12 protein-coding genes, 3 tRNA genes and 1 pseudogene are annotated in these 14451 nt (G+C 75.2%); 7 read left to right on the plus strand and 9 right to left on the minus strand.

Features of this window, described 5'->3' with window-relative positions:
• The first annotated feature begins 18 nt into the window (after positions 1 to 18).
• Positions 19 to 1287, plus strand: coding sequence for a beta-ketoacyl-ACP synthase II (gene fabF / locus ACWEO5_RS16170; RefSeq protein WP_344556989.1), 1269 nt, complete (start codon positions 19 to 21; stop codon positions 1285 to 1287).
• A 70-nt stretch (positions 1288 to 1357) separates the two neighbouring features.
• On the opposite strand, the gene ACWEO5_RS16175 is transcribed toward fabF, so the two are convergent.
• Both ACWEO5_RS16175 and ACWEO5_RS16180 read right to left on the minus strand, forming a co-directional pair.
• Positions 1358 to 1852, minus strand: coding sequence for a DUF3145 domain-containing protein (locus ACWEO5_RS16175; RefSeq protein WP_452162983.1), 495 nt, complete (start codon positions 1850 to 1852; stop codon positions 1358 to 1360).
• A 276-nt stretch (positions 1853 to 2128) separates the two neighbouring features.
• Positions 2129 to 3151, minus strand: coding sequence for an NADP-dependent oxidoreductase (locus tag ACWEO5_RS16180; RefSeq protein ID WP_452162984.1), 1023 nt, complete (start codon positions 3149 to 3151; stop codon positions 2129 to 2131).
• A 91-nt stretch (positions 3152 to 3242) separates the two neighbouring features.
• On the opposite strand from ACWEO5_RS16180, the gene ACWEO5_RS16185 reads away from it, so the two are divergent.
• Together ACWEO5_RS16185 and ACWEO5_RS16190 are read left to right on the plus strand one after the other, a co-directional pair.
• Positions 3243 to 3719 carry a MarR family winged helix-turn-helix transcriptional regulator gene (locus tag ACWEO5_RS16185; RefSeq protein WP_452162985.1) on the plus strand — a complete coding sequence of 159 codons (477 nt, stop codon included), beginning with the start codon at positions 3243 to 3245 and terminating at the stop codon, positions 3717 to 3719.
• A gap of 250 nt (positions 3720 to 3969) precedes the next feature.
• Positions 3970 to 5571 (plus strand): LCP family glycopolymer transferase, encoded by a 1602-nt coding sequence (locus tag ACWEO5_RS16190; protein WP_452162986.1) that lies wholly within the window; start codon positions 3970 to 3972, stop codon positions 5569 to 5571.
• Positions 5572 to 5642: 71 nt separating this feature from the next.
• Here ACWEO5_RS16190 and ACWEO5_RS16195 read toward each other — a convergent pair whose 3' ends face one another.
• The 5 genes and pseudogenes from ACWEO5_RS16195 to ACWEO5_RS16215 all read right to left on the minus strand — a co-directional run bounded on the left by ACWEO5_RS16195 (position 5643) and on the right by ACWEO5_RS16215 (position 9989).
• Positions 5643 to 6506, minus strand: a complete 864-nt coding sequence (locus ACWEO5_RS16195; protein WP_452162987.1) for a 1-aminocyclopropane-1-carboxylate deaminase/D-cysteine desulfhydrase — start codon at positions 6504 to 6506, stop codon at positions 5643 to 5645.
• Positions 6507 to 6821: 315 nt separating this feature from the next.
• Positions 6822 to 8024: a hypothetical protein gene (locus tag ACWEO5_RS16200; RefSeq protein WP_452162988.1), complete on the minus strand. Its 1203-nt coding sequence runs from the start codon at positions 8022 to 8024 to the stop codon at positions 6822 to 6824.
• A 7-nt stretch (positions 8025 to 8031) separates the two neighbouring features.
• Positions 8032 to 8643 (minus strand): annotated as a pseudogene (locus ACWEO5_RS16205) (ankyrin repeat domain-containing protein); the annotation flags it as partial.
• Between the two features lie 356 nt (positions 8644 to 8999).
• Complete coding sequence (locus tag ACWEO5_RS16210; protein ID WP_452162989.1) at positions 9000 to 9650, minus strand: hypothetical protein; 651 nt, start codon at positions 9648 to 9650, stop codon at positions 9000 to 9002.
• Positions 9651 to 9915: 265 nt separating this feature from the next.
• Positions 9916 to 9989 (minus strand) — tRNA-Ile (locus ACWEO5_RS16215).
• 273 nt (positions 9990 to 10262) lie between these two features.
• Here ACWEO5_RS16215 and ACWEO5_RS16220 point away from each other — a divergent pair.
• Both ACWEO5_RS16220 and ACWEO5_RS16225 read left to right on the plus strand, forming a co-directional pair.
• The gene (locus ACWEO5_RS16220) at positions 10263 to 11054 is read left to right on the plus strand and encodes a trypsin-like serine peptidase (RefSeq protein ID WP_452162990.1); all 792 of its coding nucleotides are present in this window, start codon (positions 10263 to 10265) and stop codon (positions 11052 to 11054) included.
• A 161-nt stretch (positions 11055 to 11215) separates the two neighbouring features.
• The gene (locus tag ACWEO5_RS16225; protein ID WP_452162991.1) at positions 11216 to 11995 is read left to right on the plus strand and encodes a trypsin-like serine peptidase; all 780 of its coding nucleotides are present in this window, start codon (positions 11216 to 11218) and stop codon (positions 11993 to 11995) included.
• Positions 11996 to 12110: 115 nt separating this feature from the next.
• Here ACWEO5_RS16225 and ACWEO5_RS16230 read toward each other — a convergent pair.
• Together ACWEO5_RS16230 and ACWEO5_RS16235 are read right to left on the minus strand one after the other, a co-directional pair.
• Positions 12111 to 12183, minus strand: a tRNA-Asn gene (locus tag ACWEO5_RS16230).
• Positions 12184 to 12188: 5 nt separating this feature from the next.
• Positions 12189 to 12261 (minus strand) — tRNA-Asn (locus ACWEO5_RS16235).
• Between the two features lie 330 nt (positions 12262 to 12591).
• On the opposite strand from ACWEO5_RS16235, the gene ACWEO5_RS16240 reads away from it, so the two are divergent.
• On the plus strand, positions 12592 to 12864 hold the full coding sequence (locus ACWEO5_RS16240; protein ID WP_452162992.1) for a hypothetical protein: 273 nt from the start codon (positions 12592 to 12594) through the stop codon (positions 12862 to 12864).
• A gap of 120 nt (positions 12865 to 12984) precedes the next feature.
• Positions 12985 to 14415, plus strand: a complete 1431-nt coding sequence (locus tag ACWEO5_RS16245) for an FGGY family carbohydrate kinase (protein WP_452162993.1) — start codon at positions 12985 to 12987, stop codon at positions 14413 to 14415.
• Positions 14416 to 14451 lie beyond the last annotated feature (36 nt).

A 14451-nucleotide genomic window follows, 5' to 3' on the forward strand; every position in this document is an offset into this window, starting at 1 on the left:
GTGAGAGAAGAAGAACCAGTGACTGCTGAAAACCGCACCGTGGTCGTCACGGGTATCGGCGCCTTCACGCCGCTGGGCGGCGACGCCGCCACTTTCTGGGAGGGCCTGCTGGCCGGCAAGTCCGGGGTCCGCGCCCTCACCGAGGACTGGGCGGCCGAGCTGCCGGTCCGGATCGCCGCCCGGGTCGCGGTCGAGCCCGGCGAGATCCTGCCCCGCCCGCTGGCCCGCAAGCTGGACCGCTCGGCCCAGTTCGCGCTGATCGCCGCCCGCGAGGCGTGGAAGGACGCGGGCTACGAGGCCCCGGCCACCGACGAGGCCAACCCGCTGGCCCCCGAGCGCCTGGGCGCGGTCATCGCCTCCGGCATCGGCGGCGTCACCACCCTGCTCGACCAGTACGACGTGCTCAAGGAGCACGGCGTCCGCAAGGTCTCCCCGCACACCGTCCCGATGCTGATGCCCAACTCCCCGGCGGCCAACGTCGGTCTGGAGGTCGGCGCCCGCGCGGGCGTGCACACCCCCGTCTCCGCCTGCGCCTCCGGCGCCGAGGCGATCGGCTACGCGATCGAGATGATCCGCACCGGCCGCGCCGACGTCGTGGTGGCCGGCGGCACCGAGGCGGCGATCCACCCGCTGCCGATCGTCGCCTTCTCCAACATGATGGCGATGTCCAAGAACAACGACGACCCGCAGCACGCCTCCCGCCCGTACGACAAGGCCCGCGACGGCTTCGTGCTCGGCGAGGGCGCGGGCGTGATCGTGCTGGAGTCCGCCGCGCACGCGGCCGCCCGCGGCGCCCGGGTCTACTGCGAGGCCGTCGGCCAGGGCCTGTCCTCGGACGCCCACCACATCGCGCAGCCCGAGCCGACCGGCGCCGGCGTGGCCCGCGCCATCGACGACCTGTTCGCCCGCAACGAGCTGGACCGGTCCGAGGTCGTGCACGTCAACGCGCACGCCACCTCGACCCCGCAGGGCGACACCGCCGAGATCAAGGCGCTGCGCCGCACCCTGGGCGAGCACCTCGACCACGTGGCGATCTCCGCCACCAAGTCGATGACCGGCCACCTGCTCGGCGGCGCCGGCGGCATCGAGACCGTCGCCACCGTGCTCGCGCTGTACAACCGGATCGCCCCGCCGACCGTGAACGTGGACGACCTGGACGACGACATCGACGCGGACATCGTCCGCGACGAGGCCCGCAAGCTGCCGGTCGAGGGCCGCATCGCCGCCCTCAACAACTCCTTCGGCTTCGGCGGCCACAACGTGGTGCTGGCCTTCCGCACCGTCTGACGCGCCGTCCGTTCCCGGGCATCCGGAAGGGGGTGCGGGGTCTCCTCCCCACGCCCCCTTCCGCCGTCGGTCAGACCACCTGGTGCAGCCAGCGCACCGGCGCGCCCTCGCCCGCGTAGCGGAACGGCTCCAGTTCGTCGTCCCAGGGCTTGCCGAGCAGCTTGGAGATCTCCGCCTCCAGGTCGCCGCCCTCGCTGCGGGAGCGCAGCAGCACGGCGCGCAGCCGGTCCTCGGGGATCAGGATGTCGCCGTGGATGCCCGTGACGGCGTGGAAGACGCCGAGCGCGGGCGTGGAGGAGTACCGCTCGCCCTCCGCCGTGGCGCAGGGCTCGCTGGTCACCTCGTAACGCATCAGCTGCCAGCCGCGCAGCGCGGAGGCGAGCTTGGAGGCGGTGCCGGGCTCTCCCTGCCAGGAGAGCTCGGACCGCCAGTGGCCGGGCGCGGCGGGCTGCCGGATCCAGTCGAGGTTGATCCGCACGCCGAGCACCCCCGCGACCGCCCACTCGACGTGCGGGCACAGCGCGCGGGGCGCGGAGTGGATGTAGAGCACACCACGTGTCGTCACCGGGACCTCCTGGCTGTGGACGAGGGTCGCCTTCCCCAGCTGCCTCGCACCGCCGCCGGCAGGTACTGACCAGTGGCTACCCCGTGAAGCTCAACTTATTCGACATTAGGTCATCAAATCGAGCAAAACGGACAAGCTTTCACCCCATGCTAGTCGGTTCCCCCGACAGGTCTACCCCCGCAGCGCCCACCTCCCCCGAACGGCCGCACGCGCGCGCCCCCACCGGGAACCGCGCTCCGGTGGGGGCGTGCTGACGGCCGGGCAGCCGACGGGACGTCAGACCTTGACGACCATCTTCCCGGTGTTGGCGCCGCGCAGCAGGCCGATGAAGGCCTCGACGGTGTTCTCCACGCCCTCGACCACGGTCTCGTCGAAGCGCAGTTCGCCGCTGCGCAGCCAGCCGCCGACCTCGGCGAAGAACTGCTCGCGCAGCGCGGCGTGGTCGCCGACGATCATGCCCTGCAGCCGCAGCCGCTTGCCGATGGCCAGCGCCAGGTTGCGCGGCCCGGCGGGGGCGGAGGTGTCGTTGTACTGGGCGATCGCCCCGCACAGGGTGACCCGGCCGTGCACGTTGAGCGCGCCGATCGCGGCCTCCAGGTGCTCGCCGCCGACGTTGTCGAAGTACACGTCGATGCCGGCCGGGGCGGCCTTCGCGAGCTGCTCGGCGACCGGGCCGGCCTTGTAGTCGAAGGCGGCGTCGAAGCCGTACTCCTCGACCAGGGTGGCCACCTTCGCCGCGGAGCCGGCCGAACCGACCACCCGCTCCGCACCCTTGAGCCGGGCGATCTGCCCGACCAGCGAGCCGACCGCGCCGGCCGCGCCGGAGACGAAGACGGTGTCGCCCTCCTTGAAGGAGGCGACCTCCAGCAGCCCGGCGTACGCGGTCATGCCGGGCATGCCGAGCACGCCCAGGTAGGCGGAGAGCGGGGCGAGCTCCGGGTCGACCTTCACCGCGTGCGCGGCGCCCAGCGTCGCGTACTCGCGCCAGCCCAGCCCGTGCAGCACGGCGTCCCCGACCGCGAACCCCTCCGCCTCGGAGGCCACCACGTACCCGACCGCCCCGCCGTCCATCGGCGCGCCGAGCGCGTACGGCGGGGTGTAGGACTTGACGTCGTTCATCCGGCCGCGCATGTACGGGTCGACCGAGAGGTAGGCGTTGCGCACCGTGATCTCGCCCGGGCCGGGGCGCCGGACGGGGGCCTCGACCAGGGCGAAGTCCGCCGGGACGGGCCAGCCCTGCGGGCGCGCCGCCAGGTGCCACTCGCGTCCGGTGGCGGGGACGTCCTGCTCTGCTGCCATCACGCACTCCTCAGGGTGAAATGTTCACTAGCTAAAGCAATCGTGGAGATGAAAGGTTCAGGTTGTCAAATGTTCAGTTAGACTCGAAGGCATGGCGCAGCGGGAGGAGCAGGTCATGGCCGAGGAGCAGGCACCGACTGTCGACCCGATCACCCTGGAGGTCGTCGACCTGATGGCGCGCCTGGTCGGGGTCTTCCACCGCGAGTACGAGGAGGCCGCGGCCGCCCGTTCGCTCACCGGCGCCCAGGCCAAGGTGCTGGCCCTGCTGCGGCGCGGGCCGATGCCGATGCGGCACATCGCGCAGACCCTCTCCTGCGAGCCCTCCAACATCACCGGCATCGTCGACCGGCTGGAGGGGCGCGGCTTCGTCACCCGGGAGGCCGACCCGCAGGACCGCCGGGTCAAGCTGGTCGTCGCCACCGACGCCGGCCGCTCGGCCTCCGCCGAACTGCGCGAGTCGCTGAACTTCGCCCGCGAGCCGCTGGCCGCCCTGGCGGGCGAGGAGCGCGCGCAGCTGCGCGACCTGCTGCGGCAGATGCTCGACTCCACCGGCGGCAAGACCGGCTGACCCCCCGTCGGGGGCGCCGCGCGCCGCCCCCGGAAGGCACCCCCGCCGCGGCTCCGCGAGACCGCTGTGGCACTGTGTCACCGGCCCCCGCCCCGGTTCGAAGAAACTCTCGAAAAAGATGGTTCGCGTGTAACCATTCCGTGCGGCGAACCGTCCAAGTAATGACGAGTGCGATCCGCAGTGCCGCGGATCAGCCGGGTGCCTGCCCTCGGGCACGAGTTGCCGCTGCGCGCAGAGAGACCGCCGACCGATGACCGACGCCACGCCGACGACCGCCCCGGCCCGTTCCCGGGGCCGCCGAATAGCCCGGGGCCTGGGGGCCGCCGCCGCCGCGCTGGTCGTCACCGCCGCCGGGGCGGGCGCCTGGTACTACCAGCGGCTGGACCGCAACATCACGACCTTCGCGCCCGAGGGCATCGCCTCCAGCCGCCCCCCGGTCGCCACGCCCGCGCCCACCGGCGGGGTGCCCGTCAACATCCTGCTGCTCGGCTCCGACACCCGCGACGACGGCAACGGCGCGCTGGGCGGCGGCGACGAGGGCGTGGGCCACTCCGACACCGCGATCCTGCTGCACGTGTACGCCGACCACAAGCACGCCGTCGGCGTGTCGATACCCCGCGACACCCTGGTCACCATCCCGCCCTGCCTGCTGCCGGACGGCGGGTGGAGCCCCCGGCGGACCAACCAGATGTTCAACTCGGCCTTCACCGTGGGCGAGTTCCAGGCGGGCAACCCGGCCTGCACGCAGAACACCGTGGAGACGCTGACCGGCCTGCGGATCGACCACACCCTGGTGGTCGACTTCAAGGGCTTCGCGGCCATCACCAGCGCGGTCGGCGGCGTGGACGTCTGCGTGCCCAACGACGTCGACTCCTACGGCATCCACCTCAGCAAGGGCCGGCAGACCGTCTCCGGCCAGCAGGCCGTGGACTACGTCCGGGCCCGGCACGGCATCGGCGACAACTCCGACATCGGGCGGATGCTCCGCCAGCAGGCGTTCATGTCCTCGCTGATCAAGAAGGTGCAGAGCAAGGGCTTCGACCTGACCACCCTGCTGCCGCTCGCCGACGCCGCCACCAAGTCGCTCACCGTCGACCCCGGACTCGGCTCCCCCTACAAACTCGCCGAGTTCGCCCAGTCCCTCCAGGACATCCAGCTCTCCGACATCCAGTTCGTCACCCTCCCCTGGCGCTTCCAGGGCGCGCGCGTCGCCGTGGTCGAACCCGACGCCGGCATCCTGTGGAACCTGCTGCGCCAGGACCGCACCCTCGACGGCCGGCTCACCGGCACCGGCGCCACCCCGAGCGCGAGCCCGAGCCCGGGCTCCGACGCGGGCCCGGACGCCGGCGCCACCCCCGGCTCGCCCTCGCCCGGCACGTCGCCCTCCGCTCCGGCCTCCCCGACCGGCGGCGTCGGCGCCGCCGATCCCGCCCTGCTCGACGTGCCCGTCACCGTGCACAACGCCGCGCTCTCCGGCGGCCTCGCCGGCCGCACCGCGCTCGCCCTGCAGGGCAAGGGCTACACCGACATCACCATCGGCGCCGACACCAAGGCCCGCCGCACCACCCTGATCGAGTACGCCCCGTCCCGGCGGGCCGCCGCCGAGCAGCTCGCCCGGCTCTACCCCGGCGCCGAACTGCGCGCCGGAAGCGTCGACGGCATCGTCCTCACCCTCGGCCAGGACAGCGCCACCCCCAACACCCCCGACCCGAGCACCACCGGCCTGCCCGACGCCTCCGGCGCCACCGGCAGCGGCTCCCCCGCCGCCCTCCCCTCCAGCATCCCGTCCGGGATCGCCGACAACACCCGGCCCGCCGACACCGACCTCTGCAACGACCTCAGCTTCGGCTGACCGACCGCGACGGCACCCGGCGGGGCCGGGCCGGGAGCAGGGCCGGAAGCGGGGCCGGGAGCGGGGCGGCTTCAGTCCACCGGGTCCGGCACCCCGGTCACCACCACCGTCACCCGGCGCCCGCGCAACCCGCCCGCCCGCAGCATCCCGTACGCGCCCCACAGCGCCTTGGCCACGTAGCGGCGCTCCACCGGGACGCCGTGCGTCTCCTCGAACCGCCGGGCGAACCGTTCCAGCTCCAGCGGGACGCGTCCGTAGCCGCCGCCGTGCCAGTCGTGCGACAGCCGCCAGTTGGCGAACTCGCGGCCGTACCCGGCCCGCTGCAGCGCCGTCACCTCCGCCTCCAGGTAGCCCTCCCCGCGCAGCACCGCCACCCCGAGCGCCCGCGGTCCCGCGGGCAGCCCCGCCGCGATCCCGGCCAGGGTGCCGCCGGTGCCGACCGCGCAGCACACCACGTCCCGGGGGCCGAAGTCCGGCTGCTGGTCGGCGAGTTCCCGGGAGATCTGCGCGGCGCCGCGCACGGCCGGGCCGTTGGAGCCGCCCTCGGGCAGCACGTAGTAGCCCTCCCGGTGCTCGTGCCGACCGGAGGACGCCTCCCGGTAGGCGGAGCGCTCGACGAACTCCAGCACCATGCCGTCCCGTTCGGCGCGCGCCAGCGACCAGTTGCGCGGCCGCCCGGCGAGCTCCGCGCCGCGGATCACCCCGGTGCTCGCCAACCCCAGCCCGCGCGCCGCGGCGGCCACCGCCCGCACGTGGGTGGAGTACGCCCCGCCGTAGGTGAGCAGCCCCCGGGCGCCTCGGGCGAGGGCCAGCTCCAGGTTGGGCGCGAGCTTGCGCCACTTGTTGCCGGGCACCGTCGGGTGCGCCAGGTCGTCCCGCTTGAGCCACAGCTCCGCCCCCGCCGCGGCGAACTCCGGATCGTCGACCCTCGTCAACGGCGTGGGCAGGGCAGCAGCAGGAAGCACCCGCCCACCCTAGTGCCGCGTCAGGCAACCTTCGCCCGTCGCGACGCCCGGCACGCACTCTCGCCGCACCGGCCGAAAACCCAAGTACATCCAGTACGAGGGCTTCCGGCCGGCACGCCGACAGCACGCACCGGACGCCGCTCCTTCCCGGCAAAGGCTGCCTGACACGGCACTAGTGCCCGCCCCGGACCGGCCCACTGGGGCACCGCGCTCGGGGCGGGGTGCCCGGGTGTCGCACTCAAAGCGCCGCAGGCTCGGGGCCCGCACGCTCGGGGCGCCGCACGCTCAGAGCACCGCCACTCCCAGTGGTCGCTGTCCGGCCTCCAGCCGGTGGGTGGCCCCGGTGTCGAGGTCGACCAGGGTGATCCCGTCCCAGTAGCCGTCCCGGGTGAAGCCCCCGGTGACGTACGCCGTCCGCCCGTCGGCCGAGACCGCGACGTTCTCGTGCGGGAGGCCGAGCGGGTAGACCCGTTCGCTGCCGTCGGGGTCGCGGACCGTCAGGCTGGGGCCCCGGTCGTCGCGGGTGATCGGGCCGGAGCCGACCACGAACAGCCGCCCGTCCGGGGTGACGGTGGCGCCGTGCTGGTGGGTGTTCGCGGTCATCGGCTCGATCGACACCTGCCCGGTCGCCGGGTCGACCACGGCCAGCCGCTCGCCCTCGAAGGGCAGCAGCAGCCTGCCGTCGCCCGGCCGGACCACCGCGTAGTGCGGTTTCAGCCAGGAGCCGAGCCCGCCCTCGGTGCCGTACGGCGCGACCTGGATCCGTCTCGTGGCCAGGCCGTCCGCCGCGACCACCGTCACGTCGAAGGAGTCGTGACCGGTCGCGTAGACCTCCCGCCCGTCGGTCGAGACGTCCACGTCGAAGGGCCGCCGGCCGACCGGAGCCACCCCGGTGACCTCGCCCTTCGCGGTGTCGACGACCTCCAGCACGCCGGAGCGCCCGGGCACGTTCACCCCGACGTACAACCGGGTGCCGTCCGGCGACAGGGCCAGACCCATCGCGCCGCCCCGGTACTCGCCGGCCCCGGCCGGGCCGGTGTCGGTGCGCGAGGCGACCTTCCGGAGCAGGGTGCGGCTGCCGGTGTCGACCTCGGCGACGCCCTCCGCGGTGCTCACCCAGGCCCGCCCGCCCGGGCCGAGGGCCACCGCGTACGGCGCCGTGCCGACCCGCACCGAGCCGATCGCCCCCTGCGCCGGGTCGACGAAGGTGACGGTGTCGGCCCCGAAGTCGGCCACCAGCAGCGCCCCGGAGGGGGTCCGGGCCGGGGAGCCCGCCGGGGCGGACGGGGCGGCCGGGGCGGCCGGGGCGGGAGCGGATGGGTCGGTCGGGAAGGCCGGGGAGGCGGGAGCGGCTGCCGTCGGCCGGGGCGGGGAGGGCAGGCCGCCCGCCCCGCTGCCGCCGGGGTCGGCGCAACCGGCCAGCAGCACGGCCAGCACGGGGGCGGCCACCAGCAGCAGCGGGCCGGTGTGCCTGCGGCGGGCGGTCATCGCGGCCCCCCCCGGGCGCCGCGGTCTCGGCCTCCCGCAGCAGCGCGGCCAGGGCGTCGAAGCCGCGCCGTTCGGCGTGCTGCCGGGCGGTCACGCCGTCGGAGTCGGCGAGCCGGGGATCGGCGCCCGCGGCCAGCAGCAGCCGGACCACCTCGGCGTGCGCACGGCCGCCCTCGCCGAGGATCACGGCCTCCAGCAGGGCCGTCCAGCCGAGCCGGTTGACGTGGTCGACGTCGATGCCGGTCTCCGCCAGCACGGCCCGCACGTAGGGCACGTGGCCGCGTTCGGCGGCGGGTATCAGACTCACGCCGCCGAACCGGTTGGTCAGCCCGAAGTCCGGCCCGGCGGGCAGCAGGGCGCGCATCATCGGCACGCTGCCGGTGACGCCGGTGACCAGCCACGGGCTGTCCTCCCGCTCGTCCTGCGCGTTCGGGTCCGCCCCGGCGGCGACCAGGAGTTCGGCCACCGGCACCCGGTCGGCGAGCGCGGCGAGCAACAGCGCCGTCCGCCCGTGCGGGTCGCGGGCCTCCGGGTCGGCGCCCTCCGCCAGGGCGGCCCGGGCGGCGTCGAGGTCGCCGGCGTGCGCGGCGGTGAGCAGGCGTCGGTCGATCGCGGTCATCACGGTCCTCCTCCTGAGGGACGGCAGGTACAGCACGGAATGCCTCAACAGGTGCGGGGCGGCGGGTGGGAGCGGACGGGTCGGCGTCCTGACTCCATACTTGCCCCGCTCCAGGCATCGCTTCGTCGGCGAACCGGCCAGACCTGGCTGGCGTTCCGGTGGACCCCGGCATCATCCGATCGGTCGATGCGCGAGCGCGCAGGCCGCGTTTCCGCAGCTCAGCACCGCCCTCCGGGCCGCAGCGGAACGCCCCGCCCGCCGTCGCCCCTGGCCGTGAGCAAAAAGCTGCCCCACCCGCGCCCGCACCGCCCGGGAACCGAACCCCCGACCGCCACCCGGCGGCCCCGGAATTCAGCTCACCCCGGCCCCTGCACCAAGGCGATCACTGGCACCTTGTCGTTGACGGACCGCCCCGGGAACGCCTTGCCGAGCGCGGGGAACGCCTCCCTCGACTCGGGGCAGTCGGCCAGGGCGAGCGCGGCGACCTCGTTGCTTCCAAGGATTGAGGAAGGCACTCGGTTGCGGGAGCCGATCCGCTCGACGTGTGCCTCGAACAGTCCCTGAAGCTTTCCGGTTGCCCAGCGCGTCTGCCCTGAGCCCGGCGTCCCGTTCCGCGAAGCAGCGCAAGCGCTCTGGTGGCGGTCCTCGCGCAGCCGGTCCGGCCGGACGTGCCGGCTGGAGTCGATCAGCTCCAGCGCGAGGGCGGTGTCGAGGATCTCCCGCTCGACTTCGCGCGTCTTCCCCGCGCCCTCCCGACGCCTCTTCTCGTCCCGGTCGCCGCCGAGCCGCTGGGCTTCCTCGACCTTCTGCGCGAGGGCCTTGGCGTCGGGCTCACCGTCCTCGGCGAGGACCCGGGCCTTGGCGATGGGGCCGGCGCAGACCGCGGTCCGGGTGAGGACGACCGCGGCTCGCGGGACGCCGGTGGCGTAGCACCGGTGGGCGTCTTGGACGAGTGGTCGGACGTCGGGGTCGTGGACGCGGGTGAGGCGTTCTTCGAGGTCGATCACCGGCTGGCCGTTCTTCCTGACCTCGCCGGGGTGCCCGCGCCGGGCGCCGCGGCGAGGTGCCGCTTCCGTCGTCGGCCGGGCGGGCGGCGGCGGCCGGGTGAAGGCGTGTCAGGCGGCGGCTCTGCTGCGCCGTGTCCACTGGAGGGTGAACTTTCGGGCTGGAGGAGGGCGAGCGGCGAGCCGGTGCTCTACGATTTGCGTGACCCGTCCGGCGTTTCGCCTGATCAGGGGGCCCCACCGGCTGACTCTCCGTCAGCGGCCGAGGTAGGGCGGGTGGGACTCGAACCCACGACCAAGGGATTATGAGTCCCCTGCTCTAACCGGCTGAGCTACCGCCCCCCGACTCGACCCGCCGGGGCCGACGACGCGGTCCTGGCAGCAGCAGACGGCCGCTCGGGCCGTCCCCGGCAGCATAGCCGGTCGATCACCCGTGGTGCGCGCCGGGGGCGCATCCGAGTACGCACGGTCCGGCACCCGTCCGGGCCACCGCCGCACCCCCTTCCGCACCCCCTTCCGGCCCCTTCCCGGTGCGGCCCAACGGCGGTGGCGGGCCGCCCGTCGGCGGGTGAGGCTGGACCCTCGGGTTGGCGCGAGCGGGAGCGGGTGGCCGGGATGGAGCGGTCCGTGGGTGCGGCGGTGTCGGCCGCCCTGCCGGCGCTGGCGGCGGCCGGCTGCGGCTCCTCCGGGGACGGCGGGCCGGACCCGTCCGGCGGCCCGGTCTCGCCGCCCTCGCCGGTCCCGGCCGCGCTGTCCTCCGGCGGCCCCGCCGCGGCCGTGCGGGGCTGGAGCCGGGAGCGGCTGCGCGCGGCGCTCGACAAGCACCGGGGCACCACCCGGGCCGCCGCGCGGGCCCCGTCGAACAGCCGGGTCGGCGCGGTGTTCGCGCACGGCGCGGACGGCGACCACTTCTGCACCGCCGGCGTGGTGGACAGCCCGGGCCGGAACCTACTGATCACCGCCGCGCACTGCCGGGTCGAGCCGCGGACCGGCCGGACCCGCACCGACCTGGTGTTCGCCCCCGGCTACCGCGACGGTGACGCCCCGTCGGGCGTCCGGCCGCTCGACGCGGTGACCGTCGCCCCGGCCCGGCGCCGCAGCGGCGCCCCGGACGCGGACGTGGCCTTCGCGACCGTGCGGCCGCAGGACGGGCGGCAGGTGCGGGAGGTGCCGGGCGGCAACCTGCTCGGCACCGACCGGGGGTACGCCCTGGAGGTGGAGGGCACCGGCCACCCGAGCGGCGCCGACCAGCCGATCACCTGCGGCAGCACCACCGGCGAGCGGAGCCCCGCCCGACTGCGGATCGACTGCCCCGGCTACACCGGCGGCACCAGCGGCACCTCGTGCAGCGGTTGCTTCGGCCCCCGGGTCCGGGGGCTGTACGAGCAGGCGTCCGGCGGCTCGTGACGTCCCGTCGGCTCCCCGGCCGGGCCCGGCCTCGGACCGCCCCGCGGACGCCCGGGGACGGCCCGGGGAGGGTGGTTGCCCAGCCCGCGCGGACCCTGGTAGATCTTGCTGCGACCGCCGCCCGGCGCCCCGGGCGGGCCGCCGAACGGAAGCGAGCGCCGGTGCCGCGCACCTCCCCCAGCCCGCGGCCGTCCGGAGCGGGGCCGTCCGGAGCGGTCCCGTTCGCGGCCGGTGCGCTGGTGCTGCTGCTGGCCGCCACCGGCTGCGGCTCCGCGGCGCGGTCCGCCGTCGCCCCGGAGCGGTCCGCCGTCCCCGCCCCGGCCGGCCCGGCGGCCGACCGGATCGGCGCGCTGTTCCTCGACGGCCCGGACGGCGCCCGGGTCTGCACCGCGGGCGTGGTGCACAGCCCCGGCCGGAACCTGCTGATCACCGCCGCGCACTGCGCGGCGCCCGGCGGCGTCCCGCTGGACGGCCTGGTGTTCGTCCCCGGCTACCGGGACGGCCGGACCCCGCACGGGACGTGGCAGGTCACCGGGGTCACCGTCCACCCGGACTGGGAGGCCGGGCAGGACGAGGACGAGGACGTCGCCTTCCTCACCGTCGGCCCGCTCGACGGCCGGCAGGTCGAGGACGCGGTGGGCGCCGACGCGTTCGCCGCCGGTCTCGCCCCCGGACAGGAGGTCACCGTCACCGGTTACCCCAACGAGGACGACGCCCCGATCACCTGCCGGGCCCCCGGCAGCGCGCACGGCAGCGCCCAGCAGCGCTTCGACTGCGCCGGGTTCACCAACGGCACCAGCGGCAGCCCGTGGGTCACCGACGACGGCCGGGTGACCGGGGTGATAGGTGGCTACCAGGAGGGCGGCGACACCGCCGACACCTCGTACAGCGTGGTCTTCGGCGCGCAGGTCGACGAACTGTACCGGCGGGCCGCCGGCTGAGGGCGCCCGCCGGGGGGCCGGGGACGGGTCCGGGGAACGGGCCCGGGAAACACGAGGGCCCCCGGCAGTGCCGGGGGCCCTCGCTCTGTACCGATCACCGCGACTTCCGGTGAAGCTCCCCCAATTGGACTCGAACCAATAACCTGCCGATTAACAGTCGGCTGCTCTGCCAATTGAGCTATGGGGGACCGCGCTCCTCCAATTGGACTCGAACCAATAACCTGCCGATTAACAGTCGGCTGCTCTGCCAATTGAGCTATGGAGGATCGTACTTCCGCCGCCAGCACCCCGCCCGCCGGATCGCTCCAGCCCTGCGGTGCTCGCTGCGGGTCATACATTAGCGCACTCAGGGGGGTGTTCCGCCAATCGCTTTGCCCGGACCCGCTCCCCCACCTCGGTCCCGTCCCGCGGCGGGCCGGTCCGGCGCGCCCCGCGCGCGCCCCGCGCGGCTGGCGGGGATGCTGGTGCACGGCGGCCGGCTGGCCCGGACCCGCCACCGGTCGGGTGGTTCGCGACCCGGCCGGACGGGTAGACGCGGCACACAATCGCGCGGCGACGAAGGGTGGTAACCAGGCATGTGGAAGGTGTCGTTGATCGTGGGCCTCGGGATCGGGTACGTCCTCGGTACCCGGGCCGGGCGCGAGCGCTACGAGCAGCTGGCCGGCGCGGCCCGGCAGGTGCGGGACAACCCGCGGGTGCAGGACGCGGCGGGCAAGGCCAAGCAGCAGGCCGGCGCGGTCGCCGGGAAGGCCGCCGGGGCGGTCGCCGACAAGGTCGGCGAGAAGCTGCCCCACGCGCTGACCGAGCACGTCCCGTACTTCGCCAAGCAGCACGGCGAGGACGACGGCTGGGGCACCGTCCGCCCCTGAGCGGGCGCACCCCGCCGGGCCGGGGCGGCCGCCCTTCGGACGGGGTGGTTCCGGTACCGACTGGGCAACACTTGCGGCAGTCGGGCCCGCCCCGGCCACCGTCTGCGGCATGATCTCGGCATGGCCATCGTCGCGGGCATCGACAGCTCCACCACTCGCACCCGGATCGTCGCGTGCGACGCCGACACCGGCGCCGTCCTGCGACAGGGCCGGGCCCCGCACCCGCTGCCCGAGGGCGAGGACGCCCGGACCACCGAGGTCGACCCGCAGACCTGGCTGCACTCGCTGGGCGACGCCGCCGCCGGGGGCCTGCTGGAGGGCGTCCGGGCGATCGGCGTCTCCGCGCAGCAGCACGGGCTGATCGGGCTGGACGCCGGCGGCGTGCTGGTGCGGCCCGCCCTGCTGTGGAACGACCCCCGCTCGGCGGGTTCGGCGGCCGCGCTGCTGGACGCGCTGGGCGGGCCGCAGCCCTGGGTGGAGGCGATCGGCGCGGTGCCCGGCCCCACCTACACCGTCGCCAAGCTGCGCTGGCTGGCCGAGTTCGAACCGGCCTCGGCGCAGCGGATCGCCGAGGTGCTGCTGCCGCACGACTGGCTGGTCTCCCAGCTGCTGGGCGGCCCGAAGCGGCGCACCACCGACCGCGGCGACGCCTCCGGCACCGGCTACTGGTCGCCGGTCACCGGCGAGTACCGGCAGGACCTGATCAAGCTGGCGCTCGGCCACGAGCTGACCGTCCCGCACGTGCTGGGCCCGGCCGAGCCCGCCGGGCACACCCCCGAGGGGCTGCTGATCTCGGCCGGCACCGGGGAGAACATGGCGGCCTCGCTGGGTCTCGGGCTGGGCCTGGGTGACGCGGTGGTGTCGCTGGGCGGCAACGGGACGATCTTCGCGGTGCACGACCGGGCCGTGGTCGACCCGTCCGGCCTGGTCTCCTCGTTCGCCGACGCCTCCGGGCGGCACCTGCCGATGGTGGCCACCCTGAACGCGGCGCAGGTGCTGCGCTCCACCGCCGCGATGCTCGGCACCGACCTGGCGGGTCTGTCCGAGCTGGCCCTGCAGTCCTCGCCCGGCGCGTACGGGATGGTCTTCCTGCCGTACCTGGACGGCGAGCGGACGCCGAAGCTGCCGCACGCCGCGGGCACCCTGACCGGGCTGCGGGCCGAGTCGATGGCACCGCAGCACGTGGCGCGGGCCGCCGTCGAGGGCATGCTGTGCAACCTGGCGGAGGCGCTGGACGTGCTGCGCGGGCACGGGGTCGCGGTGAACCGGGTCTTCCTGCTGGGGACGGCCGGGCGGCTGCCCGCGGTGCGGGAGATCGCGCCGCAGCTGTTCGGACTGCCCGTGGTGGTGCCCCCGCCGGGCGACCACGCGGCGCGCGGCGCGGCCCGGCAGGCCGCCTGGGCCCTCGCCGGGACGCCCGAGCCCCCGCACTGGGAGCTGCCCGACCTGACCGTGCTCGCCCCCGAGCAGGAGCACGACCTGGCGGTCGGCAGCGCGGTGCGCCAGCAGTTCGCGGCGATGCGCGAGCAGTACCACCCGGAGACCGCCTGACCGGCCGCCTGATGTGCGGGCGCCCCGGCCCGGTGC

Source organism: Kitasatospora sp. NPDC004272 (genome assembly GCF_053603035.1).

Excerpts from the sequence above, each read along its gene's own strand:
- ACWEO5_RS16180 (WP_452162984.1), bottom strand. The coding sequence starts at position 3,151 with ATGGCAGCAGAGCAGGACGTCCCCGCCACCGGACGCGAGTGGCACCTG.
- ACWEO5_RS16185 (WP_452162985.1), top strand. The coding sequence starts at position 3,243 with ATGGCGCAGCGGGAGGAGCAGGTCATGGCCGAGGAGCAGGCACCGACT.
- ACWEO5_RS16190 (WP_452162986.1), top strand. The coding sequence starts at position 3,970 with ATGACCGACGCCACGCCGACGACCGCCCCGGCCCGTTCCCGGGGCCGC.
- ACWEO5_RS16200 (WP_452162988.1), bottom strand. The coding sequence starts at position 8,024 with ATGACCGCCCGCCGCAGGCACACCGGCCCGCTGCTGCTGGTGGCCGCC.
- ACWEO5_RS16220 (WP_452162990.1), top strand. The coding sequence starts at position 10,263 with ATGGAGCGGTCCGTGGGTGCGGCGGTGTCGGCCGCCCTGCCGGCGCTG.
- ACWEO5_RS16245 (WP_452162993.1), top strand. The coding sequence starts at position 12,985 with ATGGCCATCGTCGCGGGCATCGACAGCTCCACCACTCGCACCCGGATC.